This is a genomic window from uncultured Sphingomonas sp. (assembly GCF_913062585.1).
GTDB lineage: Bacteria > Pseudomonadota > Alphaproteobacteria > Sphingomonadales > Sphingomonadaceae > Sphingomonas.
In genome coordinates this window covers 1-23,807 of record NZ_CAJXWX010000034.1, presented here as the reverse complement: position 1 = coordinate 23,807, position 23,807 = coordinate 1, and the positions used below count along the sequence as shown (strand labels likewise).

Annotated in this window: 19 protein-coding genes; 14 read left to right on the top strand and 5 right to left on the bottom strand. The window is 69.3% G+C overall.

Annotated elements, in window-relative coordinates; all coding sequences use genetic code 11:
• Window positions 1–7: 7 nt before the first annotated feature.
• Both QZ546_RS16760 and QZ546_RS16755 read left to right on the top strand, forming a co-directional pair.
• Window positions 8–415, top strand: coding sequence for a hypothetical protein (locus tag QZ546_RS16760; protein WP_294240110.1), 408 nt, complete (start codon window positions 8–10; stop codon window positions 413–415).
• 43 nt (window positions 416–458) lie between these two features.
• Window positions 459–1,124 carry a DUF1345 domain-containing protein gene (locus tag QZ546_RS16755; protein WP_294240107.1) on the top strand — a complete coding sequence of 222 codons (666 nt, stop codon included), beginning with the start codon at window positions 459–461 and terminating at the stop codon, window positions 1,122–1,124.
• Here the strand turns inward: QZ546_RS16755 and QZ546_RS16750 are convergent.
• Together QZ546_RS16750 and QZ546_RS16745 are read right to left on the bottom strand one after the other, a co-directional pair.
• Window positions 1,121–2,992: an acyltransferase family protein gene (locus QZ546_RS16750; protein WP_294240104.1), complete on the bottom strand. Its 1,872-nt coding sequence runs from the start codon at window positions 2,990–2,992 to the stop codon at window positions 1,121–1,123. The two genes, QZ546_RS16755 and QZ546_RS16750, sit on opposite strands and share 4 nt — an antisense overlap.
• A complete protein-coding gene (locus QZ546_RS16745) occupies window positions 2,989–4,029 on the bottom strand; it encodes an acyltransferase (protein WP_294240102.1) in 1,041 nt (346 codons plus the stop codon). Before QZ546_RS16745 ends, QZ546_RS16750 begins: the two co-directional genes overlap by 4 nt.
• 184 nt (window positions 4,030–4,213) lie before the next feature.
• Between QZ546_RS16745 and QZ546_RS16740 the strand changes: the two genes are divergently transcribed.
• From QZ546_RS16740 to QZ546_RS16695, 10 genes are all read left to right on the top strand, one after another.
• Window positions 4,214–5,383, top strand: a complete 1,170-nt coding sequence (locus tag QZ546_RS16740) for a glycosyltransferase family 4 protein (protein WP_294240099.1) — start codon at window positions 4,214–4,216, stop codon at window positions 5,381–5,383.
• Window positions 5,380–6,414 carry a glycosyltransferase gene (locus tag QZ546_RS16735; protein WP_294240096.1) on the top strand — a complete coding sequence of 345 codons (1,035 nt, stop codon included), beginning with the start codon at window positions 5,380–5,382 and terminating at the stop codon, window positions 6,412–6,414. Before QZ546_RS16740 ends, QZ546_RS16735 begins: the two co-directional genes overlap by 4 nt.
• Window positions 6,411–7,748, top strand: coding sequence for an oligosaccharide flippase family protein (locus tag QZ546_RS16730; RefSeq protein ID WP_294240093.1), 1,338 nt, complete (start codon window positions 6,411–6,413; stop codon window positions 7,746–7,748). The genes QZ546_RS16735 and QZ546_RS16730 overlap by 4 nt, the downstream gene beginning before the upstream one ends.
• Entirely contained in the window at window positions 7,745–8,905 is a 1,161-nt protein-coding gene (locus QZ546_RS16725) for a glycosyltransferase family 4 protein (protein WP_294240089.1), read from the top strand. Before QZ546_RS16730 ends, QZ546_RS16725 begins: the two co-directional genes overlap by 4 nt.
• The gene (locus QZ546_RS16720) at window positions 8,902–10,026 is read left to right on the top strand and encodes a glycosyltransferase (RefSeq protein WP_294240086.1); all 1,125 of its coding nucleotides are present in this window, start codon (window positions 8,902–8,904) and stop codon (window positions 10,024–10,026) included. The genes QZ546_RS16725 and QZ546_RS16720 overlap by 4 nt, the downstream gene beginning before the upstream one ends.
• Window positions 10,027–10,039: 13 nt before the next feature.
• Window positions 10,040–11,416 carry an O-antigen ligase gene (locus tag QZ546_RS16715; RefSeq protein ID WP_294240083.1) on the top strand — a complete coding sequence of 459 codons (1,377 nt, stop codon included), beginning with the start codon at window positions 10,040–10,042 and terminating at the stop codon, window positions 11,414–11,416.
• A complete protein-coding gene (locus QZ546_RS16710; protein ID WP_294240080.1) occupies window positions 11,416–13,029 on the top strand; it encodes a hypothetical protein in 1,614 nt (537 codons plus the stop codon). The genes QZ546_RS16715 and QZ546_RS16710 overlap by 1 nt, the downstream gene beginning before the upstream one ends.
• Window positions 13,030–13,046: 17 nt before the next feature.
• Window positions 13,047–13,865 carry a WecB/TagA/CpsF family glycosyltransferase gene (locus tag QZ546_RS16705; protein WP_294240075.1) on the top strand — a complete coding sequence of 273 codons (819 nt, stop codon included), beginning with the start codon at window positions 13,047–13,049 and terminating at the stop codon, window positions 13,863–13,865.
• Entirely contained in the window at window positions 13,858–16,323 is a 2,466-nt protein-coding gene (locus QZ546_RS16700; protein ID WP_294240071.1) for a sialidase family protein, read from the top strand. The genes QZ546_RS16705 and QZ546_RS16700 overlap by 8 nt, the downstream gene beginning before the upstream one ends.
• A gap of 183 nt (window positions 16,324–16,506) precedes the next feature.
• On the top strand, window positions 16,507–17,889 hold the full coding sequence (locus tag QZ546_RS16695; RefSeq protein ID WP_294240068.1) for a sugar transferase: 1,383 nt from the start codon (window positions 16,507–16,509) through the stop codon (window positions 17,887–17,889).
• 15 nt (window positions 17,890–17,904) lie between these two features.
• Here the strand turns inward: QZ546_RS16695 and tldD are convergent, their stop codons facing one another.
• Both tldD and QZ546_RS16685 read right to left on the bottom strand, forming a co-directional pair.
• Entirely contained in the window at window positions 17,905–19,335 is a 1,431-nt protein-coding gene (gene tldD / locus QZ546_RS16690) for a metalloprotease TldD (protein WP_294240065.1), read from the bottom strand.
• A gap of 94 nt (window positions 19,336–19,429) precedes the next feature.
• Window positions 19,430–19,663, bottom strand: coding sequence for a zinc-finger domain-containing protein (locus tag QZ546_RS16685; RefSeq protein WP_294240062.1), 234 nt, complete (start codon window positions 19,661–19,663; stop codon window positions 19,430–19,432).
• Window positions 19,664–19,751: 88 nt separating this feature from the next.
• On the opposite strand from QZ546_RS16685, the gene QZ546_RS16680 reads away from it, so the two are divergent.
• Complete coding sequence (locus QZ546_RS16680) at window positions 19,752–20,684, top strand: ABC transporter ATP-binding protein (RefSeq protein WP_294240060.1); 933 nt, start codon at window positions 19,752–19,754, stop codon at window positions 20,682–20,684.
• 265 nt (window positions 20,685–20,949) lie between these two features.
• Here QZ546_RS16680 and QZ546_RS16675 read toward each other — a convergent pair whose 3' ends face one another.
• The gene (locus QZ546_RS16675; protein WP_294240055.1) at window positions 20,950–21,693 is read right to left on the bottom strand and encodes an energy transducer TonB; all 744 of its coding nucleotides are present in this window, start codon (window positions 21,691–21,693) and stop codon (window positions 20,950–20,952) included.
• Between the two features lie 112 nt (window positions 21,694–21,805).
• On the opposite strand from QZ546_RS16675, the gene nadB reads away from it, so the two are divergent.
• The gene (gene nadB, locus QZ546_RS16670) at window positions 21,806–23,383 is read left to right on the top strand and encodes an L-aspartate oxidase (RefSeq protein ID WP_294240052.1); all 1,578 of its coding nucleotides are present in this window, start codon (window positions 21,806–21,808) and stop codon (window positions 23,381–23,383) included.
• The last annotated feature ends 424 nt before the right edge of the window (window positions 23,384–23,807 follow it).

Genomic DNA, 23,807 nt, shown 5'->3' with positions numbered 1-23,807 from the left:
GATCGTCATGGACCAGGCACGATTCCGGTCGGAGTTCGTCATCCTGCCCAGTCTGTCCTGCGGAATCCTGCCCAGCATGTTGTTCGGCGTGACCCTGGGGCAGTGGGGCAGCAACGTGATCTGGGGCAGCTATTTCGGACTGGGGTGGTGCCTGGCCGCCTTCCGGTCCGGGGGAATCATGCTCGACCGGCCCGTGACGGCGATCGGCATGGCCTGGGGCTGGCTGGCGATGATCCCGCTCTACTTCGCCTCGGGATGGCTGTGGGATCGGCTGTCGGAGCGGGGACGCCGAAGAGCCTTGCTCTTGCTCAGGCTGTCTCTCCTGCCGATGGTCCCGGCCCAGGTCGTGATGGGGTGGGACGCAGCGGGCTTTCACCTGCCCGATTACACGGCGCACATGGCCAGTTCCTATTGATCGTCCATAGCCAAGCCCGCCCGCTCGGGCGTACATCTCGCCCATGACCACCACCCGCTGGCAACGCCTGCAGACCCGTATCGGCGACCGGATCGCGCCGCCGCGATTCCTGGCGTTCGCGCTGATCCTGATCGTCGCCAGCGCCGGGCTGACGCCGCGGTTCGGGATGATCCGGGGCGTCCTGGCCGGATTCGATGCCGCCGCCTTTCTCTTCATCGCCTCGCTGGTCCCGCTGCTGCGCCAGGGCGAAGCGGCGAAGATGCGGCGGCGGGCGGCGAAGAACGACGCCAATCGTGCGGTCCTGCTGGTCTTTTGCGGGATCGTCCTGTTCGTCGTCCTGGTCGCGGTCGGCGGCGAGCTGCGCGGGCGGAACAGCCCCGTGACCATCGCGCTGGTCGTCGGCACGCTGATCCTGGCCTGGCTGTTCTCCAACATCGTCTATGCGCTGCACTATGCGCATCTGTTCTACAGCGCGGGCAAGGACGGCGATGCGGGCGGCCTGCAATTTCCCGACACGGCCGAGCCCGATTATTGGGACTTCCTCTATTTCTCGGTGACGCTTGGCATGACGTTCCAGACGTCGGACGTCGCCATCGCCTCGCGCCGGTTGCGCCGCGTGGTGACGGGGCAGTGCCTGGCGGCGTTCATCTTCAACCTGGGGGTGATCGCCTTCACCGTGAATGTGCTGGGCGGCGGCGGCGCCTCCTAAAGATCAGGGGGCAGCAGCCGCGCCAGGACCGCCCGCGCCGCGGCGGGCGTGAAGTGCGAATGGTCGAAATGCAGCGGCGTCCCGTCGCGCAAGCTCAGGGCGCAGCGGCCGCGCGGGCACTCCGCCGCCACCGCCGAGACATAGAGCGCACCGCTCGCGCGAACCGGGGCCGCCATCGCCCGGTCGAGCGCGATCCGGTCGGACAGGCGCATCCGATCCGCCAGCTTTGGGGATTCGCCCTGCCCGATCCGCACGACCAGAACCGGCTCCTCGATCGCATATTCCGCTGAGGGACCGACCACGAGCACGCGAACGCCCCTGCCCCGCAAGTGGCGGATGGTGTCGAGCAACAGGGGCTGTTCGAAGGGCAGCCAGCGCGCCGACAGGATCACCCATTGCGGCGGCGCGCGGTCGATCTGCCCAAAGGCCTGCGCCATCACCGCCCGGCAGGAGCGCAAGCCTCCCCCGCCGATCAGCGGACGGCACCCCGCCGCCGTCGCCTGCAGGATCGAGGCCCCCGGCCGCAAGGCGTGCAGCGCCTGCGCAAAATGGGCGGCATGGCTGTCCCCCATCAACATGATGGCGGGTCGCCCCGGTCGCCCGCGCAGGCAGTCGGGATCGAAGGGGCGTCCCGTCGGCAGCGTAAAGCAGCGATCCGTGCCGAATTGTCGCCGCCCCGCCTCGGTCGCGTCCCAGCCCAGATATTCGGCGGCCAGCGCCAGGCGCGGCGGCAGCGGCCGGACCCGGTCCGCCATCGCCGCCAGCCCACCTCCCACCGCCGCCACGGCCAGCAAACCGGCCATCGCCCAGGCGAGCGTTCGCCGCGCATCCCCTTCGCGCCAGCGCCGCGCCGCCGGTCGCTCGACCAGTCGGTAACTCGCCAGGGCCAGCGTCAGGCAGAGCAGGATCAGGACCGCGCTGTCGCGTCCCGTGATCTCGGTTCCGAACCGCATCTGCCAGAAGGCGATGATCGGCCGATGCCAGAGATAGAGCGAATAGGAGATCAGGCCGATGGCGCGCAGCGGGGGCAGCGCCAGGAGCCGCGCACTCGGCCCCGTGGCGCCGTAAGCGAGCAGGACCGCCGCCCCGATCGCGGGCGCGAGCGCAAAGGGCACGGGGAAAGGCCAGCGCGGGCTGATCGCCACGACGCTGGCCAGGATCAACGCCAGCGCGGCAAGGCACAGGCCATGCCGCCAGCGATGGGCGACGGGCGGCAAGGCGCCCAGCGCGACCAGACCACCCAGCGCCAGCTCCCAGGCGCGCGCAGGCAGCAGGTAGAAGGCAGCGGCCGGCGCGGCCAGCGACGCCCAGGCGCCAAAGCCCAGCGAGGCCAGCGCAATCGCGCCCAGCAACAGCCGGACCCGCCGGCGCGGCCAGCCCCGCACCGCCAGCAACAGGAACGGATAGACGAGGTAGAATTGCTCCTCGACCGCCAGCGACCAGCTGTGGACCAGCGGCTTGGCATCGGCCGCCGCGTTGAAATAGTCGGTGGTCAGGTAGAAGTGGATATTCGACACGAACAGCGCCGCCGCCGCGGCGCTTCGGCCCAGATCGCGCAGCGGATGCGGCAACAGCGTCGCCGCCCCGACCGCCAGCGTCACCGCCATCATCACCAGTAGCGCCGGGACCAGGCGCACCGCCCGCCGCTGATAGAAGCGGACCAGCGAGAACCGCCCCGCCGCCATGTCGCGCGTCATGATCGCGGTGATCAGATAGCCGGAGATGACGAAGAAGATGTCGACGCCGACGAACCCGCCGCGCACCCCCGTCACCCCGGCATGCAGCAGCAGGATCGGCAGGATCGCCAGCGCGCGCAGCCCGTCGATATCGGCGCGGTGATGCCATCCGGGATGAGCCTGGCCGGTCATGCGGCAGAAAGATCCGCCCGCATCCACCGGGCGGTCAGCCAGCGCCGCGCGACCGGATCGACCCGGCGGGCCAGGACATGAGCGACGATCAACAAGCCGACCAGCATGGCGGGCACCCAGATCGCGGTCGGGACCGCCATCCGCCGCGCGGCGAAGGAGACGACGAACAGCAAGGGATAATGAACGGCATAGAGCGGGTAGGAGACGTCCCCCAGCCAGGTCGCGATCCCGCGCCACCGGGCGGGCGGATCCCAGCGCGCGCCCGCGACCAGTAGCGCAGGGAACAGCAGCACGACCACCACCAGATCATAGCCGCCCCGAAAGCCGGGCGGCGGCGCAAGGCACAGGGCGAGCGCCACCAGGACCAGGGGCAGCATCCACCCCGTCGACACGGCTCCCGCGCGATCGCGCAACACGGCCTCGTACAGCCACACGCCCAGCGTGAAGGAAAAGCCGACCCGGAGCAGGCCATAGGGAATTTCCGACCAGGCCCCACCCCGCTCCAGCCCCAGATCGGGATGCACGCTCCAGATCAGCAGGGGCAGCAGGACCAGGCACAGGCCCGCCAGCCACCGCGCCCGCCACCGCACCAGCAGCGCGGCGAAGGCGATATTGGCCAGCAGTTCGAACATCAGCGTCCAGGACGGGCCGTTGAGCGGATAGAGCGGCAGGATGCTGGTCCGGGCGGGCAGCATGACGATCCCGGCCAGCGCCGCCCAGGCCAATTCGGCGGGGCGCAACGCCTGGGGATAACCCAGCTTATACTGGCCCAGCAGTTCGGCCGCGCCCAGGATCAGGCCGACCAGATACATGGGATAGAGCCGGATGACCCGCCGCGCCAGAAAGGCTCCCACCCCCTGCCCGGCGCGCAAGGGCGGACCGTAACGGCCCGCGATCACGATACCGCTCAGGGCAAAGAACAGGTCGACCGCCAGATAACCGCTATTCGCCAGACCCAGGCGCGGGTGGACATGATACAGGACCACGGCCAGTGCCGCGACGCCGCGCATCGCATCCAGCGAATATCGTCTGTCCATCCCCATTCCCCCAAGGCGCCATCGCTTAGCACAGCCATGCCGCCGAAACCGCCATTTCCCGCCCCCGCCCCTGTCCTGTAGAAGGACTGGCGCAGCCAAATCCGCCCGTGGCGGCGATTGCCGGGCTGGGTCGCGGGCCATATGGCGGTGATGGGGACAGGCGGGCCATGGGGGACCGAAACGGATGACAGCGGCGACGGCAGGGCGCGCGACCGGCACGGCCGGGCCCGACGCGCGCCTGCGCATCCTGCACGTCATCACCCATCTGGACATGGGCGGCGCCGAGAATGTCGCGATGACGCTGGTCGAGCGGCTGCACGCCCGCGCCGCTTCGATGCTGTTCGCGGTGCTGGACCCGTCGCCGCGCAGTGCGGTGGGACAGGCGATGACGGCCCAGGCCGCGCGGCTGGACGTGCCGATCCGGACCGGGGTCGCGGGGCGGTTCAAATCGGGCGGCGTCCTGATCGCGGCACGGTCGCTGGCCCGCGCGGTGCGCGCGTTTCGGCCCGATGCCATCCATGTCCATACCGAGATTCCCGAGCTGACCCTGGCGATCGCCTGCCTGCTCTCGGCCCGCGTCCGGCGCACCCCGCTCTTGCGCACGGTGCATAACAGCACGCTGTGGATCGACTGGGGCCCGATCGGCGCGATCGTCACGCGCATCCTGTCGCACGGACACGCGGTCGCGGTATCGCGGACCGCCGCCGAGGCCGATGCGCGGATCGCGACCGGCCGCACGCGCCCGTGGCCGACCGTCATCCATAACGGCGTCACGGCCCCGCCGCGCGCAACACCGCGCGCGCCCGGCGCGCCCTTTGCGCTGCTGTTCGCCGGGCGGCTGGTGCACCAGAAAGGCGCCGACCTGCTGCCCGCCATCCTGTCGGTCGCCCGCGCCCAGAGCGCCCGGCGCGACGTGACCGTGACCATCGCGGGCAGCGGCGCGCTCCGCGCGGCGGTGGCGGCGGACCTTCGGGCGCGCGACTGGGACGGCTGGACGGTGTCGCTCACCGACCCGATCGCGGGGCTTGCCGAGCGGCTGGGCGAGCAGGACGCGGTGCTGCTGCCGTCGCGCTTCGAGGGGTTCGCGCTGCTGCCGCTCGAAGTGCTGATGGCGGGCGTGCCGCTCGTCACCACGACCGCACCCGGCCTGACCGAGGCGATTCCCGAAGATTACCCCTTCCAGGCCGCCCCGGACGATGTCGAGGCGCTCGGCCGGCTGGTCGCGCGCGTCATCGACGATCCCGCCGCCGCGCGCGCCTTGGCCGCCGACCATGGCGCACGCCTGGCCGAGCGGTTCGACGTCGCGGCGATGGCCGATGCCTATTGGGCGCAGTACCGGGCGCTGTCGGCATGAAGGCGGCGATCGGCATCAAGGCGCTGAACGAGGCCGACCATATCGCCGCCGCGCTGGACAGCGCCTGCGCCGCGATCGACCATGCCCTGGCGACGGGGCGTATCGACGAGGGACAGGTCATCCTGGCCGACAGCGGATCGACCGACGCCACGCTGGACATCGCCCGGCGCAACCCTCGCGTCCGGATCGTCCAGCTGGCCGACCCGTCGCAGCGCTGCTGCGGCACCGGCGCGCAGCTCGCCTTTCAGCATGTCGAGGCGGACCTCTTCTACCTGCTCGACGGCGACATGGTGCTGGACCCCGAATTCCTGAGCGCAGGCATCGACTTCCTGACCGCGCATCCCGGCCATGCGGCGGTCGGCGGCATCGTGCGCGAGGTCGACACCACCAGCATCGAGTTCGAGCTGCGCGCACGCAACGACCGGATCAAGGGCAGCGCGATCGCGGGCGATGTCGACCGGCTGGATTGCGGCGGGCTGTACCGGGTCGCGGCGATCCGCGCGCTTGGTTATTTCGCCGACCGCAATCTCCACGCCTTCGAGGAGTTCGATCTGGGCGCGCGGCTGGCCGCCAAGGGCTGGCGGCTGGCGCGGATCGACATGCCCGCCGTCGCCCATCACGGTCATGCGACCGGCGGATACCGGTTGATGTGGCGCAGGCTGACCAGCGGCTATGCGGGCGGATCGGGCGAGGTGTTGCGCGCCGCCTGGGGCGCACCGCACCGCGCCCATGTGCTCCGCCATTTCGCGCAGTTGCACTACAGCCTGATCGTCTGGAGCTGGTGGACCGTCCTGGCCGTGCTGATCGGGCTGGGTTTCCGAAGCGGGGTCGCCTGGGCAGCGGCGGGCGGGGTCGCGCTGTTGCCGCTCGCCTTCCTGACCTGGCGGCGCGGCGGGTTGCGGCTGGGGCTCTATTCGCTGGCGACGTGGAACGTCATCGCGCTGGGCACCATCCAGGGCCTGTTCCGCCGCCGCCGTCCCCCCGCCGAGCGCATCCCCGCGCGGCCGATCGCCGAGGCGGGGGACCGGTGAGCGACAAGGGCGGCTATCAGTCGAAGTTCCTGTGGACGGTCGGCACCTTCGGCCTGTCGGCGGTGCTGAAATTCGCGTCCAGCATCATCCTGTCCTGGCTGCTCGCGCCCTCGATCCTGGGCGTGGTGGTGGTCGTCAACACGGTGCGCCTGGGCGTCGAGATCCTGACCGATATCGGGGTCGAGCAGAATATCGTCCATCACCGCGACGGGCTGGAGCCCTATTTCCGCAACACCGCCTGGACGATCCAGGTCGTGCGCGGCCTGATCCTGACCCTGGTCTTCGCCGCCGCCGCGCCGTGGCTGGCACATGTCTATGGCATCGATACCAGCCTGTTCCTGGTCGCCGCCCTCACCCCCGCGATCGGCGGGCTGCATTCGATCGCGACGCTGGCGCTGGTCAAGGGCGTGGCGGTGCGCCGCCGCAACCTGTTCGAGTTGACCTGCGAAATGCTGGCGCTCCTGACCCAGATCGGCCTCGCCCTCTGGCTCCGCTCGGTCTGGGCGCCGGTCCTGGGGCTGGTCGTCGCGACCGCGATCCGCACGGGGCTCAGCTATACGCTGCCCGACCCGTGGCAGCGTTTCGGCTTCGACCGCGAGGTCGCGATGCGGATGCTGCGCTTCGGCCGGTGGATCATGATCACCTCGCTGGTCATGTATGCCGCCATGTCGCTCGACCGGCTCTATCTGGGCCGTGTCGCGCCGCTCGCGCTGCTGGGCATCTATGGCATCGCGCGCAACATCGCCGAGCTGCCCACCACTTTGTCGCGGCGAATGAGCTATCAGATCATCTTCCCCGCGCTCGCCCGTGCCGCCGAGGGCGACCGGGCGGGGCAGATGCGCGCCATCGCCGGGTCGCGGCTGACCGTCATCCTGATCGGCTGCGGCGGGCTGGCGGCGGCGGCGGGCGTGGCCGACCGGCTGGTCGCGTTCGTCTACGACCCGCGCTACGCCGCCGCCGGATGGATGCTGTCGGTGCTGCTGCTGGGCGGGGTGTTCGCGGTCCTGTCCAACCTCAACGAGGCGCTGCTGCTCAGCGCGGGGCGGCCGGGCTATAGCAGCGTGGCCAACACCACCCGGCTGGCGACGCTCGCCGTCCTGCTGCCCGGCGGCTATGCGCTGGCGGGGATGAGCGGCGCGGTCGCGGCGGTCGCGCTGACCGAGGCGGCGCAATATGGCTATATCGGGCTGGGCCTGCGCCGGGTCGGGCTGCATTTCTGGCGACAGGATGCCGCCGCTATCGCGCTGGCGGCGATCGTCTTCGCCGCGATCCTGCTGGGACGCATGGCCCTGGGCTGGGGCAATCCGCTGGCCGGTTGGGGGCCGTTCGCATGAGCCGGTTGCTGATCGTCCAATATGACGGCGACTGGCGCGCCGCCGACGCACGCCGCCGGGCAGGCGAGGGCGAGGTCTATTATGGCCATGGCTATATGCTCGACCAGCTCGCCCATCTGCGGCGGCACGGCGATGTCGGCATTCTGTCGGCACTGGCCGAGCCCCATGTCGAGACGCTGCCCAGCGGCGTGACCGCGATCGGCGCAGGCGCGGATGCGGATCGCGAGGCGGAGCGGGTCTGGCGGGCGATTCGCGACTATGATCCCAGCCATCTGATCCTGACCGGGCCGATGATGCCGCTGCTGGCCGGCGCATTGGGGCAGAAAGACCTCAAGCTGGGCGTGGTGATGGCCGATTCCTTCGCCCATCCCTATTATCGCTGGGTCCGGTTCCGCCGCCTGCCCGCGATGCTGAACGATGCGCGCGTGACGCTGGTCGCCAATCACGGCGTCAATGCCGCGCGGGGGCTGGCCGATCTGGGGGTCCGCCGCGACAAGATCCTCGCCTGGGACTTTCCCCATCGCCGCACGCCCGAGTCGATGCCGGTCAAACCCGCCCCCGGTCCCGCGCCGCACAGCTTGCTCTATGTCGGCACGATCAGCGCGAAAAAGGGCGTCGGCGACCTGATCCGCGCGGTCGCCCGCCTGCCGGACGTTAAGCTGGACATTGCCGGGCGGGGACAGGTGACGCGGTTCGCGGCGCTGGCCCGGCGGCTGGGGATCGCGGAGCGGGTGCGCTTCTTGGGGCTGATCGCCAATGACAGGGTTTCAGCCCTGATGCACGCCGCCGATGCGGTGATCGTGCCCAGCCGCCACAGCTTTCCCGAGGGGCTGCCGCTGACCCTGTTCGAGGGGCTCGCCTCGCGCACCCCGGTCATCGCGTCGGACCATCCGATGTTCGACGGCCATCTGCGCGACGGCGACAGCGCGCTGGTCGTACCCGCCGGGCGCCCCCGCGCTCTGGCCGAGGCGATCGCCCGGCTGATGCGCGATCCCGCCCTCTATGCCCGGCTGTCGGCCGGATCGGCGGCGGCGTGGCATCATATGCAGCATCCGGTGAAATGGGGTGCGATGATCGACCATTGGATGGCGGACGGCCCCGAGGATCGCGCCTGGCTGTCCGCGCACACATTGGCGGCGAGCGGGGCAGCGCTATGAGCGGCGCGATCCATTTCGCGGTCACGCACAGCAGCGCCGGGGGCCTGCGCGAGCTGTGGGACGATCTGGCCGAGGGGCTGGCCGAGCGAGGGCACAGGGTCGCCCGCTTCGCCCTGTATCCGCCCGCCGATCCGGAAGGCGAAGGGGGCGACCGGAGCCGCTGGCACCATATCGCCGCCGCCCGGCCGCGCGGAGTGCTGGCGGGCCTGCGCCTCGTCGTGGCGCTGGTTCGTTATCTACGGCGCGAACGCCCGGCGGTGATCGTCACCGCCATGCCCGCCGCCAATGTCCTGTTGCCGATCGCGGTCGCCCTGGCGCGGGTGCCGACGCGGATCGTCCTCTCCCACCACTCGCCGACCGATACCCACAACCCGCATCTCGACCGGATCGACGGCTGGACGGGCAGCTTGCCTAGCGTCGCGGCGGTGGTCAGCGTATCCGACGCGGTCGCCGCCACCCTGGCGCACAAGCCCGCCCGCTACCGCGCCAAGCGGGTGACGATCCACAACGCCCTGTCACGTTCGGTCGAGCAGTTGGTCGATTCGCTGGCGGCGCGCGCCGCCACGCCCGATCCCGGCCGCTGCCGAATCGTCGCGTTGGGACGCCTGACCGCGCAGAAAAATTATCCGATGCTGATCCGCGCCGTGGCGGCGGTTCCGCAGGTGGAGCTGGAGCTGATCGGCGCGGGCGAGGACGAAGCGATGCTCCGCACCCTCGCCGCCGAACTGGGCGCGGCCGAGCGTATCCGCTTCACCGGCTGGCTGCCGCGCGCCGCCGCATTGGAGCGCGCCGCCTCCGCCGACCTGTTCGCCCAGGTCAGCCGCTATGAAGGCCATAGCCTGGCGCTGGTCGAGGCGGCGCGGCTGGGCCTGCCGCTGATCGTGTCGGACGTGCCGGTGCAGATCGAGGGTGTGACCGCGCGTGACGGCACATGCTGCGGCCATGTCGTGCCGCTGGACGATGTGGCGGTGCTGGCGACCGTCATCGCCGCACTGGCGCAGGACCCGGCCGCCCGGCGCGACGGGGCGGCGCGTGCACGGCGACTGGGCCGGGAAGCCTCGCATGACCGGATGCTCGACCGGTACGAGGCCGTGTTGGCGCCGCTTTCGGCACTGCGATAGGACAGGGCGCATTATGGCGACGGCATCCCCCACCCCCCTCCCTACAGCCGGGTATCCGCGCACCGCCGATCCGACGCCCCGAACGCCCCGCGCGCGGCGGCGGCGGGTGATCGCCGATGCCTGTTTCCTGCTGCTGCTGTGGATGGTGCTGGTCGGCACCAATCCGCTTCAGGAATGGGTGCTGCACGGCGAGCCGGGTAGCGGCGATGCGGTTAATCAGGTCATCTATTCGGGCCTGTTCCTGCTGTTGCTGCTGGGCCAGGGCGTGCCGACCCGGCGCGAATTGCTGTGCGTGCCGCTGGGGCTGGCGGTGGCGATCGGCTATTGCTTCGTCAGCCTGTCCTGGTCGATCGTGCCGCTGATCGGTTTTCGCCGTGCCGCGCTGACCGCGATGACCGTCTGGATGGTGTTCCGCATCGTGCGCGACCTGGGGCCGGACCGCACGCTGAAGCGGCTGCGCCAGATGTTGGTCGTGCTGCTGATCCTGAATTTCCTGACCGTCTATCTGACGCCGTTCGGCATCCACAACGACATCTTCAGCGCGCAGACCTCGATCTTCGGCAACTGGCGCGGGATCGTGCCGCACAAGAATGTGGCGGGCGCGATGGGCGCGGTGACGGTGCTGCTGTTCCTGTTCGACAACCGCCAGTTCCGCTGGCCGACGACGATCGCGGTGCTCGCCAGCACGCTGGTCTTCCTGTATTTCGCCGATGCCCGGACGTCGCAGGCCATGATGGTCGTCGGCCTGGTCGCGGGTCTGGCCATCCGTCCCTATGACGCCAATTACCGGGGCACGATGGTCGCGCTGCTGCTGCTCGGCCTGGCGATCGGGTTGCAGCTGCTGTCGATCAACATGGGCGCGCTGACCCGGATCGTGAACGATCCGACCGCGCTGACCGGGCGCGGCGCGATCTGGCCGCTGCTGATCGACTATGCCGGGCAGCATCCCTGGACGGGCACGGGGTTCGGCTCCTTCTGGCAGGTCGGGCCCGACAGCCCGATCTGGGCGCTCGACCGCCGCTCGGGCTGGGTCGCGCGCTCCGCACCGCACGGCCATAACGGCTATCTCGACCTGCTGGTGACGCTGGGCTTTCCGGGGCTGATCCTGGTCGTGGCGACCGCCATCCTGTGGCCGCTGCTGCAATTGCTGCTGAGCCAGTCGATCACCAAGCCGCGCCGATCGCTGCTGCTGGCGATGCTGATCTTCTGCACCGGGCATAATCTGGCCGAATCGAGCCTCTTCAACGCCGCCTCGGTGGTCCAGGTCTTTCTGCTGATCACCATCGCGATCATCCATTACGAATCGGTCGACGCGCCGGGGCTGCATCAGCAATGGCGGCGGCGCATCCGCCGCCTCATGCGCACCCGCGCCCGGCTTCGCCCCGCCTGATGACGATGGCGGGGGCGCTCGACCGGCTGTTCGCCCCGGACGACGCGGCACGGAGCCCGCGCGGCCGGGCGATCCGCGCCTTCCTGTTCGCGCTGTGGCTGGTGCTGGTGATCGCGCTGGCCCGGCATCATGTGATGTGGCGCGACGAAGTGCGCGCGCTGACACTGGCGGGCCTGGGCGAGGACCTGCCCGCGATGCTGCGGGCCGCGCGCGGCTATGGCCATCCGCTGCTCTGGCACTTGGTGCTGCGCGGCGGGCTGGCGGTGCTGCCCTATCATGCGGTGCTGCCGGTCATGGCGCTGGTCGTGGCGGCGGCGGCGATGGCGCTGCTGTGCTTTGCCACGCGCCTGTCCTGGCCGATCCTGGCGCTGGTGCTGTTCAGCGGGTTCGGCGCCTATGGCTATAGCGTCGTGGCGCGCAATTACGGGCTGTCGCTCCTCCTGATGCTGCTGTTCGCAGAGCGCTATCCGGCATGGCGCGACAAAGGGCTGCTGCGCGCCGCCAGGCTGGGGGCGATCCTGGCGCTGCTGTGCAATGCCAATGTCCATTCGGTGCTGATCGCGGGCGGGCTGCTGCTGTTCTGGCTGGCCGAGATATTGCTGGGCGACCACGGCTTGAGGCGAAGGCGGCTGCCCGCCTGGGGCATCGCCGCGCTGCTTGTCCTGCTGGGGGCGGGCATCGCCGTCTGGTCGGTCTATCCCTCGGTCGAGGATCTGCCGGGCGCGGTGCCGGGACGCTGGCCCGCGATTCTGGTCCAGTTGATCCCCGGCATCGCCTTTGCCCGCATCTTCGGCAATTTCCTGACGCCCTGGCCGGTCATGCTGGCCGCCGCGCTGCTGGTTCCGGGCAGCCTGGCGCTGTTCGCGCGACGCCCGGCCGCCCTGATCGCGGCGGTGGTGACGACCGCGTTGCTCCAGCTGTTGTTCGTGTTCGTCTATTCCGGTCATTACCGGCACGTCGCGCTGCTGATCCCCTTCCTGCTGGTCCTGCACCTGATGACCGCGCACGTGTCGCGGCGCGGCGGCCGATATGGGGTGCGAGCAGAGCGCTGGGGAAAGATCGCCTTCCTGCTGCTCCTGCTGGGACAATGGCCCGCCACCGCCCGCGCGGTCGTGCAGAGCTGGCGCGGTCAGCCCGAAAGCGAAGCCGCCGCGCTCGGCCGGTTGCTTCACCGCCCGGACCTGTCCGACGCGATCCTGCTCGCCGAGCCCGATTTCCTGATCGAGACGCTGCCCTATTACGGCCTGCCCAACGGCTATTCGATGCGGCAGGGACGCTTTGCGACGCTGGTTCCCCTGAGGCTGGCCGATAGCGCCCCCATGTCCCCGACCCGGTTGCTGGAGGCCGCAAAAGCGCTGGGTCGGGCGCGGCGTCGCCCCGTCGTCATCCTGATGACCGAGCCGCTCGACGCAGGCGCCCCCGGCCGCACCATCGACCGTGGACCGTTCGGCCCCTTGCGGCTGGAGCAGGCGGAGGTCCGCCGATTCCTGTCGGCCACCGAGCGGCTGGCCCGGCTGCGCGGGGCGAGCGGCGACGAAAACTACGATGTTTTTCTGGTTCGGGACAGTTGCCCGCCGACACGGGCTTGCCTTGCGTCCCCCCGCGACCGATGACGACCGGGGGGACGGCGATGGCATCGGTGCATCACGACGGTTCAGGCGTTGGGTACGACGCACCGCTTGGCGGGGCGCCGGTCGAGACGCTGACCATCGGTGGCATTCGGATCGCGCGGCTGTCGCGGGAGGATCTGCGGGCCCGGATGCTGGCCGATACGGCGCGGGCGCGTTCGGGGGCGTTGCCGCTGCCGCGGTTCATCACATCGGCCAATGGCAGCGTGATCGCCGATTATCACCGCTCGCCTCGGTTCCGCGCGCTGATCGACGCCGCCGACCTGGTCGATGCCGACGGTATGCCGCTGGTCTTTGCCAGCCGCCTGTTCTGCAAGCGCCCGCTGACCGAGCGGACCGCGACCACCGATTTCCTGCTCGACGCCGCCGATGCCGCCGCGCGCGCGGATGTCCGATTCTATTTCCTCGGCGGTCGTCCGGGGGTGGCGGTGCGCGCCGCCGAGCATCTGCGCAGCCGCTTTCCCGGGCTTCAGGTCGTCGGCGCGCGCCACGGCTATTTCGACGCGGACGAGGCGGAGGCGATCTGCGACCGGATCCGCGCGCTGAAGGTCGACATCCTGTGGGTCGGGCTGGGTAGCCCGGCGCAGGAGCAGTTCGCCGTCAACTATCGCGAGCGGCTGTCCGGGGTCGCCTGGATCCGCACCTGTGGCGGCCTGTTCGACCATTATGGCGGCGGCGTGTCGCGCGCGCCCGACTGGATGCAGGCGATGGGGCTGGAATGGATGTACCGCGCCGCGCGCGAGCCGCTGCGGCTGGGCTGGCGCTATCTCGTGACCAATCCGATTGCGATCTATTTTCTGGCGACGCGGACCCATGACTGATCCCTCGACCCCCACCCCAGATGCCGGGAGCCTTGCTCGACGCCATGCCCGCCATTCCGTCCGATTCGAGGATTTCGCCCGCCCGCAACGCCGCCGCCGCTGGCCCTGGGTGCTGGCGGCCGTGATCGCGCTGGCCCTCGCCGCCGGTCTGGCGCTCTGGTGGTCGGGCGCGGCACAGACGCCGCATGGCGCGCCGCCCCCCGCTCTGTCGCAGGCCGGAGGACCGGTCGCGGGCGAAACCTATCAGTGGAAACCCGTCGCGATCGGGGGCGGAGGCATGATCGCGGGCCTGTCGATGGACCCGCAGGGCAAGACCTTCGTCGTGCGCACCGATGTCTACGGCGCCTATATCTGGGACAAGGCGGCGGATCGCTGGAAACAGCTGGTCACTGCCGCGGCCATGCCCGATTCGTCGCGGGTCCAGAATGGCGGCGCGGGCGGGGCCTATGCGATCGTCGTCGCGCCGTCGCGGCCCGAACGGCTGTTCATGGCGCTGCTCGGCCGGGTCTATCGCTCGGACGATGCGGGGCATAGCTGGACCCAGCCGTCCGCAGGCAATCCCTTCCCCTTCGTCTGGAACGCCAATGACGCGTTCCGCCTGCACGGGCCGTATATGGCGGTCGATCCGACCAATGCCGATCTGGTCCTGCTCGGCACGCCCGGCGCGGGGCTGTGGCGGTCGGCCGATGGCGGCGCGCACTGGGCGCGGGTGGCATCCATCCCCGCCAGCAAGGACCGCCAGCCCGAACCCGGCCTGCAGACCCCCGGCACGCTGATCTGGTTCGAACAGCCCGCCGGCGGTCGCCCGACCGGACGGATCTGGGCAATGGCGGCGGGCAGCGGCATGTTCGTCTCCGACGATCACGGCGCGACCTTCCACCCGCTGCCCAGCCTGGGCGCGCAGCCGATGAGCCTGAAGCACGGCGTCTTCGACCGGCACGGCACCTTCTTTGCGGTCGATGAGGGGGACAAGGCGATCTGGTCCTACAAGGACGGGCGCTGGCGCAACATCACCCAGGAACAGGGGCTCGGCGTCACCCCCTATGCCGCGATCGCCGCCAATCCGCGTGCCGACCAGGTGGTGGCGCTCGACCAGTCGGGCGGCGGCTATGTCAGCACGGATGGCGGCGCACACTGGAACACCGTGACTCACGGCGCCAGCGCGGGGCCGGGCGATCCGCCCTGGCTGCATCTGGCCGACCAGCCCTATTTCACGACCGCCGACCTGATGTTCGACCCCGTCATGCCCAACCGGCTGTGGATCGCGCACGGCATGGGCGTGTTCCGCGCCGACCTGCCGCCGGGCAGTGCTACGCTGAACTGGGTCAGCCAGACGCGCGGGATCGAGGAACTGGTCGCCAACGACGTGATCCAGGCGCCGGGCCAGTCGCCGATCTTTGCTGGCTGGGATTTTGGTATCCATGTGAAGGACGACCTCAACGCCTATTCGACCACCTTCGGGCCGAACGAGCGGATGCTGATGTCGGCGCAGCAGATCGACTGGACCCCGGCGCGGCCCGGTTTCGTCGTCACCAATGCCTCGGACGCGCGGACCGGCTGCTGCTGGGAGGATGGCAATGCGGTGATGGCGGGGACCAGCACCGATGGCGGCCGGCGCTGGACCAAGTTCCCGACCCTGCCGACCCCGCCCGGCACCCGCGCCGACGATCCGTGGCGCATGTCGTTCGGCACGATCGCGGTGTCGTCGGGCGATGCGGACAATATCGTCTGGCAACCCGCCTATAACCGGCAGGCCTTCTATACCAAGGACGGCGGCCGGAACTGGAGCCCGGTCAACCTGCCGGGCGCGAGCGGCACCACGCCGGGATCGTTCGCGCATAGCTGGCTGCAACGCAAGACGCTGGCCGCCGACCGGGTGCGGGGCGGCACCTTCTATCTCTATCATGCGGGCGAAGGGGCCAACGGACCGCTCCAGGGCCTGTGGAAATCGACCGATGGCGGCGCGAGCTGGGCGCAGGTCTTCGCCGGGGAGATCGCGCCGGGCAGCGACATGGCGGCCAAGCTGCGCGCGGTGCCGGGCCAGGCCGGGCATCTGTTCTTCACGTCCGCCTATGAACATATCGCCGATACCGGGCTGCGCCGCTCGACCGATGGCGGCGCGCATTGGCAGGTCGTGCCCGACGTCACCCGGGTCGACGACATCGCCTTCGGCAAGGCGGCACGGGGGTCCAGCTATCCCACCATCTTCCTGTCGGGCCGGGTCGGCGGCGAATATGGCATCTGGCGTTCGATCGACGACGCGCGCAGCTGGCATCGGCTGGTCGATTTTCCGGTCGGCACGCTCGACCAGGTCAGCGTGGTCGGCGCAGACCCCGATGTCTTCGGCCGAGTCTATCTGGGTTATGTCGGCTCGGGCTGGATCTGGGGCGAACCAGCGCCGTGCCGCGCGGCGCCCTATCGCGCCTTGGCAAGCACGGAGTGTGCCGCGGTACGCTGAATCTGTAGGCGCAGTGTTGTTATATGGTACACTGCATCGCGAAAAACCCGGTGCCGCCCCGCACCCGGATTGCATAGACTGATGGCCGGGTCGTGAACCTGCCGATCGACGGAAGACAGGGGGGCTGTCGTCCGGGTCGGCACGGGTCGGCCGACAGATTTGTCGGGCGCACGGGGGAAAAATGTGACTCTGGGATCACTCGACGTGACCGAAACGCAGGGACGCGGACCCGTGTCCTATTCGAACCTGCGCGTCTGCTTCGCCGCGATGCTGGTCGCGACCGACCTGACCTGCCTGATCGCCTGTTTCCTGATCGTCGATATGACCCTGCCGCATTATGTCCTGCATGATGACGGGGAACAGCGTATCGCAGGCATCACCCTGTTGTACCTGCTCGTCGCCAGCCTGACCCGGTGCTATTCGGTGGCGGTCAGCCTGAATTCGATGGTCAGCGGGATCAAGGCGATCCGGGCGCTGGCCGCCGCCGTCCTGCTGTTCGTGGTGCTCGGCTTCCTGTTCAAGGAAGGCCCGGTCATCTCGCGCGTGATGCTGTTCGGCATGTTCGTCATGGGCGCGCCGGTGCTGGCCGCCGGGCGCCTGCTCCTGGCCCAGTCGGGTCCGCGCCTGCTGGGCATGGCACCGTGGGATGTGGTGGTGATCTGCGACAACGTCGCCCCGCCTCCCCCGACCCGCAACATGCGCGTGTACGAAAATGCGGCGACGCATTTCGAGCCGCACACCCGTTCACCCGCCGCCTATGACCTGCTGGCGCGCACCGTGGGCAGCGCCGACCGTGTCATCGTCTATTGCACGGCGGCGCATCGCTGCGCCTGGGCGGCGATGCTGCGCGGCGCCAATGTCCAGGGCGAGATCGTCACGCCCGAACTGATCGAGCTGATGCCGCTGGGCACCTCGCGCTTCAAGGGCGAACCGACGCTGATCGTTGCCCGGTCGCCGCTGTCGCTGTCGCAGCGACTGGTGAAACGCCTGTTCGACCTGACCTTCGCCAGCGTGACCCTGCTCCTGCTGCTGCCGCTGCTCGCCCTGATCATGCTGGCGGTGCGGCTGAGCAGCCCCGGCCCCATCCTGTTCGTCCAGCCGCGCATCGGGCGCCAGAATCGCCAGTTCAACATCTACAAGTTCCGCACGATGCGCGCCGAGCTCTGCGATACGGACGGCGATCGCGCCACCACCCGCAACGACAACCGAGTCACCAAGGTCGGCCATTTTCTGCGCAGTTCCAGCCTGGACGAGCTGCCCCAGCTGTTCAACGTGCTGAAGGGCGAGATGAGCATCGTCGGCCCCCGCCCCCATGCGCTGGGATCGAAGGTATCGCACCAGCTCTTCTGGGAAGTCGATTCGCGCTACTGGGATCGGCATGCGGTCAAGCCGGGCCTGACCGGCCTGGCCCAGGTTCGCGGCTTTCGTGGGCCGACCGAGCATCGCTCGGACCTGGAGAACCGGCTGATTTCCGACCTGGAATATGCCCATCGCTGGACCGTGTGGAAGGACTGCGTCATCCTGCTCCGCACCGTCCTGGTCCTGTTCGGCCCCCAGGTCTTCTGATCCGTAGCCCTCGGCTCAGGCCGCCAGCGCAGTGCCGCCGACCGTCAGCCCCTCGACCAGCAAGGTCGGCTGGCCGACGCCCGCCGGCACGCTCTGCCCGCCCTTGCCGCACACACCGATGCCCTCGTCCAGCGCGAAGTCGTTGCCGATGCCCGTCACCCTGGTCAGCACGCTCGGCCCGTCGCCGATCAGCGTCGCGCCCTTGATCGGCGCGCCGAGCTTCCCGTTCTCGATCCGGTACGCCTCGGTGCAGGAGAAGACGAACTTGCCCGACACGATGTCCACCTGCCCGCCGCCGAAGGACTTGGCGAAGATGCCGTTCTTCACCCGCGACAGCAGCTCGGCCGGATCGTCCTGCCCGCCCTTCATGAAGGTGTTGGTCATGCGCGGCATGGGTGCGTGCGCGAAGCTCTCGCGGCGGCCATTGCCGGTCGGCGCCACGCCCATCAGCCGGGCGTTGAGCCGGTCCTGCATATAGCCTTTCAGGATGCCGTCCTCGATCAGCACCACTTCGCGCGTCGGTGTGCCTTCATCGTCGATCGACAGCGACCCGCGCCGGTCGGCAAGACTGCCGTCATCGACCACGGTGACGCCGGGCGCCGCAACCCGCTCGCCGATGCGACCCGAAAAGGCCGAGGTGCCCTTGCGGTTGAAATCACCCTCCAGCCCGTGCCCGATCGCCTCGTGCAGCAGCACGCCGGGCCAGCCGGGACCGAGCAGCACGGTCATCTCGCCCGCCGGTGCCGCGACCGAGTCGAGATTGACCAGCGCCTGATTCAACGCGACGTCGATGCCCCGCTCCCACGTCTCGCGCGCCACCAGCCGGTCGTAGAGATAGCGCCCGCCCATCCCGAAGCTGCCCGTCTCGCGCCGTCCATTCTGCTCGACCACGACCGAGATGTTCAGCCGCACCAGCGGCCGGACATCGGTGGCGACGAAGCCGTCGGCGCGGACGATCTCGACCACGCTCCAACTGCCCGACAGGCCGACCGACACCTGCACCACGCGGGGATCGCGCGCGCGGGCGGCGGCGTCGATCGTCTGGCAGAGCGACACCTTCTCGGCAAAGGGGATCAGGTCGAGCGGATCGGTCGCGGTGTAGAGGTGCCGGTTGGTCCCCTGCGGCGGCGGTGCGGCGGCGCCCTTGGCGGGGTCGATCAGCGCCATGGTCTGCGCGGCGCGCTGGATCGCGGCCTCGGACAGCTCATTGGCATGGGCGAAGGCGGTCATCTCGCCCGACACCGCGCGCAGGCCGAAACCCGAATGGGTGTCGTAGCTGGCCGTCTTCAGCCGGCCGTCGTCGAAGCCAAACGCTTCCGAGCGCTTATATTGAAGGTAGAGCTCGCCATCGTCGGCGCGTGACAGGGCGCTGGCGGTGAGGCGCAGCGCGGCGTCGGGGTCCAGCGTATCGCGGTAGAGGAACGAGCGGGGATCGGTGGCGGTCATCCACCTGATATAGGGAGGCCGGCAAAGGTTTGAAATCGCCCGCCGGCATTTCCTTCTTCTCCCCTCCCGCAGGCGGGAGGGGCGTGAGTCTCAGTTAACGCCCCGCGCCGTCGCCGTGATCCGGCAGCGTTGCCTGGTTCACCCCATCCGCCGGGCCACCGATCAGCACGAAACGGCGATCACAATAGCCGCAATCGACATAGCCCGTCTCATCGATCTGCAACCACACGCGCGGGTGGCCGAGCGCGGCGCCGCCCGGAATGTCGGTGGCACCGTCGCAAGCGACGCGGGTCTGGGTGACGCGGGTGATTTCGGGCGGCGGCAACATAGCCTCGGGCGATAGCAAGGCGTGCGGCCCCGTGCAATTCCCGAAAACCGGCTTGGCCTGTCCCCGTCACAGGCCTATCGCAGGGGCCATGACCGCATCCACCGAAGCCGCCATCTCGATCCAGGGCATCGCCAAAACCTATCAGGGCGGCAAGCGCGCGCTCGACGGGGTCAGCTTCGACGTGCCGCGGGGGCAGATTTTCGGGCTGCTGGGGCCGAACGGCGCGGGCAAGTCGACGCTCATCAACATCCTGGCGGGGCTGGTGATGAAGACCGAAGGCGCGGCGTCGATCTGGGGCTTCGACATCGACCAGCATCCGCGCAATGCCAAGGCGTCGATCGGCATCGTCAACCAGGAAATCCTGTTCGACCCCTTCTTCACGCCGCTGGAAACGCTGGAGATCCAGGGCGGGCTGTACGGCGTGCCCAAGGCGCAGCGGCGGTCGATGGAGCTGCTGCGCGCGGTCCATCTGGAGGACAAGGCGAACGCCTATTCGCGCACCCTGTCCGGCGGCATGAAGCGCCGGTTGATGGTCGCGAAAGCCATGGTCCATTCGCCGCCCGTCCTCGTCCTCGACGAGCCGACGGCGGGCGTCGATATCGAGCTTCGCCAGCAGCTCTGGGCCTATGTCCGGCAATTGAACGAGCAGGGCGTGACGGTGGTGCTGACCACCCACTATCTGGAAGAGGCCGAGGAGCTGTGCGACCGGATCGCGATCATCAACCATGGTCGCCTGGTCGCCAACGAGCCGACCCGCGAACTGGTCGGCAAGGCGCAGGAGAAGGTGGTCGCGGTGACGGTCGACCGCGATGTGGGCGCGGTGCCCGACCATGCCAGCTTCGGCAAGATCGTCCTGAAGGGCAGCCGCACGCTGGAAATCACCTATGCCAAGGACAAGGTGAATGCCGGCCAGGTGCTGGCGGCGGTGCAGGCGGACGGGTTCGGGATCGTCGACGTCTCGACCAAGGAAGCCGATCTGGAGGACGTGTTCCTGTCGCTGACGCGGAGTGTTGGAGCGTAAGGGATTCCCTTGGCCTTGGCCTTCGCTCAGACTGAACGGGGGTCGGGTTAGAAGATTTTGTTCGCGCGGAGGCGCGGAGGACGCGGAGGTGTCGTACTCCGCTCTTACGCACAGCCTGCCATTATCGACGTTTGAGGCGGAGGATTTGATCGCCAGTCGCCGGACACCTCCGCGTCCTCCGCGCCTCCGCGCGAACCAAAAAACCCAACCCCGTTCAGGCTGAGCGAAGTCGAAGCCCACGCCCCGCCCTCGCCCCAAAACCCAATCACCGCTCCGCCGACGCCCGTTCCAGCACCCAATCCTGGCTGACCACGATGATCGACCGCACCGGCCGCCCATCCGCATCGCGCGAGGGGTCGTAACGATAACGCTGCTCGATCAATCGGCAGGTCGTTTCGTCCAGCGCCGCATTGCCGCTGCTCCGCGTCACGACGCAGCCGCTGACCCGGCCATCCACATTGACGAAATAGCGCACCGTTACGCTGCCGCTCGCACCGGCCTCCGCCGCCGCTTCGGGATAGTCCGAATCCTTGATCCGCCCCTTGATCCGGCGCGGGGGCGTGTCGTCGCCATAGCCGTCGCCATCCCCCGCCCCGCCGCTGCCCCGACCGTTACCGATTCCGCCCGCGCCGGTGCCGGGACCGGGCTTGTCGGACGCGCCCTGGCTGGCCTGCACGCCCGTACCCGCGACGGGCGCGACGACGACCGGCGAGACGGGCGGTAGAACCACGACCGGCGGCGGTGCGACGACCTCGGTCGCCTGCGAACGGAGATTGGGCGGCGCCGCAGCCCCGCGCGGGCGGTGCGTCTGCACCCGTTTGGGCTGGATGCGCGGCGGCGGCGGCGCGGGCGGCTTCACGTCGAAGCTGTTCAGCGCCTCCGTCGTGACCGGCAGCGGCGGCACGAAGCCCAGCCCGACGACCAGCGCATAGCCCATCGCACCCACGATCAGACCCGTGGGAATGGCGGCGCGCAGACGGTCGCGCCAATCGGGCCGGGCCAGCGTCATCGCCGGGAGGTGGGAAGCCCCGCCATGCTCGGCAAGGCGTTACCCCCTGTCCCCCGCCCCGCGTCCGTGCCAGAGGGTACGCCATGACCCCCGCGCCCCAAGGAGCCTGCGCATGACCGATTCCGATATCCTGATCGTGGGGTCGGGCGCGGCCGGGCTGACCGCGGCGCTGAATCTCGCCGATCGGTTCAAGGTCACGGTGCTGGCCAAGGGCAAGCTCAACGAGGGCTCGACCGCCTGGGCGCAGGGCGGGATCGCCGCCGTGCTCGAACCCGGCGACACGTTCGAGAGCCATATCGAGGATACGATGGTTGCGGGCGCCGGGCTGAACGACCGCGCCACCGTCGAGTTCGTCGTCGAGAACGCCCCCGCCGCGATCGAACGCCTGCAGAAGCTGGGTGTGCCCTTCGCGACCGAGGGCAATATGCTGCACCTGACGCGCGAGGGCGGGCATTCGCATCGCCGCATCGTGCATGTCGCCGACGCGACCGGCTGGGCCGTGCTCGACGCGCTGCTGAAGGCGGCGGACGCGCACCCCAATATCACCATGGTCCCCGATCAGGTCGCGATCGACCTGGCGACCAGCCGCCATGAGATGCGCTATTCGGGCGCGGGCCATGTCTGGGGCATCTATGCGGTCGACCGGCGGACGGGCCGCGTGGTGCTGCACAAGGCGCGCGCGACGATCCTGGCGACCGGGGGCGCGGGACGCACCTATCAATTCTCCACCGCGCCCAAGGGGGCGACCGGCGACGGCATCGCCATGGCGTGGCGGGCAGGCGCGCGCGTCTCCAACATGGAGTTCATGCAGTTTCACCCGACCTGCCTCTACAATACCCAGGTCAAGAATTTCCTGATTACCGAGGCGGTTCGCGGCGAGGGCGGGCATCTGAAGATCCCCGAGACCGGCCACCGCTTCATGCCCGATTTCGATCCCCGCACCGAACTGGCCCCGCGCGACATCGTGGCGCGCGCGATCGACCATGAGATCAAGCGGCTGGGCCTGGACTATGTCCATCTCGACATTAGCCACCAGCCGCCCGCCTTTGTGCGCGAGCATTTCCCCAACATCCACGAAAAGCTGCTGAGCCTCGGCATCGACATGACGGTGCAGCCGATCCCGGTCGTCCCCGCCCAGCATTATACCTGTGGCGGCGTCATCGTGGACCGCGACGGGCGCACCGACCTGCCCGGCCTCTATGCGGCGGGCGAGGTGACGCAGTCGGGGCTGCACGGCGCCAACCGCCTCGCCTCCAATTCCCTCCTCGAATGCTTCGTCTATGGCGAGGCGTGCGCCAACCATATCGCCGCGCATTGGGACGAGCTGCCCCCGCCGCCCGCGATCCGCCCCTGGGACGAAAGCCGCGTCACGGACTCGGACGAAGAGGTGGTCATCAAGCAGAACTGGACCGAGATCCGCCGCTTCATGTGGAATTATGTCGGCATCGTGCGCACCACCAAGCGGCTGGAGCGCGCGCAGCACCGCATCCGGATGCTGACCGACGAGGTGAACGACTATTACGGCCATTTCCGCGTCACGCCCGACCTGATCGAGCTGCGCAACCTGCTCCAGACCGCCGAACTCATCGTCCGCTGCGCGCTCCATCGCAAGGAGAGCCGGGGGCTGCACTATACGCGCGACTATCCCGACATGCTGCCCGAGGCGGTGGACACGATCCTGATCCCGTGAGGAATTCCTCCCCTGGAAGGGAAGGTGGCGCGCGTAGCGCGTCGGAGGGGTGTCCCCCTCTCGATGGCGCGACACCCCTCCGTCAGGCTGGCGCCTGACACCTCCCCTTCCAGGGGAGGAATTTCCTGTGTTTCGCATCTTATCGCGTCGCAGCGGCCTTTCGTCGCAAGCCCTGTGCGGAGGGATTTCCCCCATTCGGTCAACACGTAAGGATGCCCAGGTGCAGCGGGGTAAGGCGGTGACGAAGCGAGTATCGAACGGCGGCCTGCGTATCGGGGCGGCCGGGCTTCTGGCTCTGGGGCTATCGGCGTGCGGGGCCGATACGCGGCCTAGCGCCACTACCCACGCGCCCAGCACGCCCGAACCCCAGGTCGCGGTGTCGATGCTGTCTCTTATACACATCTGACGCTGCCGACGAATAGAG

Coding starts and splice junctions, on each gene's coding strand:
- QZ546_RS16760 (WP_294240110.1), top strand. CDS start 8: ATGGACCAGGCACGATTCCGGTCGGAGTTCGTCATCCTGCCCAGTCTG.
- QZ546_RS16725 (WP_294240089.1), top strand. CDS start 7,745: ATGAGCCGGTTGCTGATCGTCCAATATGACGGCGACTGGCGCGCCGCC.
- tldD (WP_294240065.1), bottom strand. CDS start 19,335: ATGACCGCCACCGATCCCCGCTCGTTCCTCTACCGCGATACGCTGGAC.
- QZ546_RS16675 (WP_294240055.1), bottom strand. CDS start 21,693: ATGACGCTGGCCCGGCCCGATTGGCGCGACCGTCTGCGCGCCGCCATT.
- QZ546_RS16755 (WP_294240107.1), top strand. CDS start 459: ATGACCACCACCCGCTGGCAACGCCTGCAGACCCGTATCGGCGACCGG.
- QZ546_RS16715 (WP_294240083.1), top strand. CDS start 10,040: ATGGCGACGGCATCCCCCACCCCCCTCCCTACAGCCGGGTATCCGCGC.
- QZ546_RS16735 (WP_294240096.1), top strand. CDS start 5,380: ATGAAGGCGGCGATCGGCATCAAGGCGCTGAACGAGGCCGACCATATC.
- QZ546_RS16720 (WP_294240086.1), top strand. CDS start 8,902: ATGAGCGGCGCGATCCATTTCGCGGTCACGCACAGCAGCGCCGGGGGC.
- QZ546_RS16750 (WP_294240104.1), bottom strand. CDS start 2,992: ATGACCGGCCAGGCTCATCCCGGATGGCATCACCGCGCCGATATCGAC.
- QZ546_RS16710 (WP_294240080.1), top strand. CDS start 11,416: ATGACGATGGCGGGGGCGCTCGACCGGCTGTTCGCCCCGGACGACGCG.
- QZ546_RS16685 (WP_294240062.1), bottom strand. CDS start 19,663: ATGTTGCCGCCGCCCGAAATCACCCGCGTCACCCAGACCCGCGTCGCT.
- QZ546_RS16680 (WP_294240060.1), top strand. CDS start 19,752: ATGACCGCATCCACCGAAGCCGCCATCTCGATCCAGGGCATCGCCAAA.
- QZ546_RS16740 (WP_294240099.1), top strand. CDS start 4,214: ATGACAGCGGCGACGGCAGGGCGCGCGACCGGCACGGCCGGGCCCGAC.
- QZ546_RS16705 (WP_294240075.1), top strand. CDS start 13,047: ATGGCATCGGTGCATCACGACGGTTCAGGCGTTGGGTACGACGCACCG.
- QZ546_RS16700 (WP_294240071.1), top strand. CDS start 13,858: ATGACTGATCCCTCGACCCCCACCCCAGATGCCGGGAGCCTTGCTCGA.
- nadB (WP_294240052.1), top strand. CDS start 21,806: ATGACCGATTCCGATATCCTGATCGTGGGGTCGGGCGCGGCCGGGCTG.
- QZ546_RS16745 (WP_294240102.1), bottom strand. CDS start 4,029: ATGGACAGACGATATTCGCTGGATGCGATGCGCGGCGTCGCGGCACTG.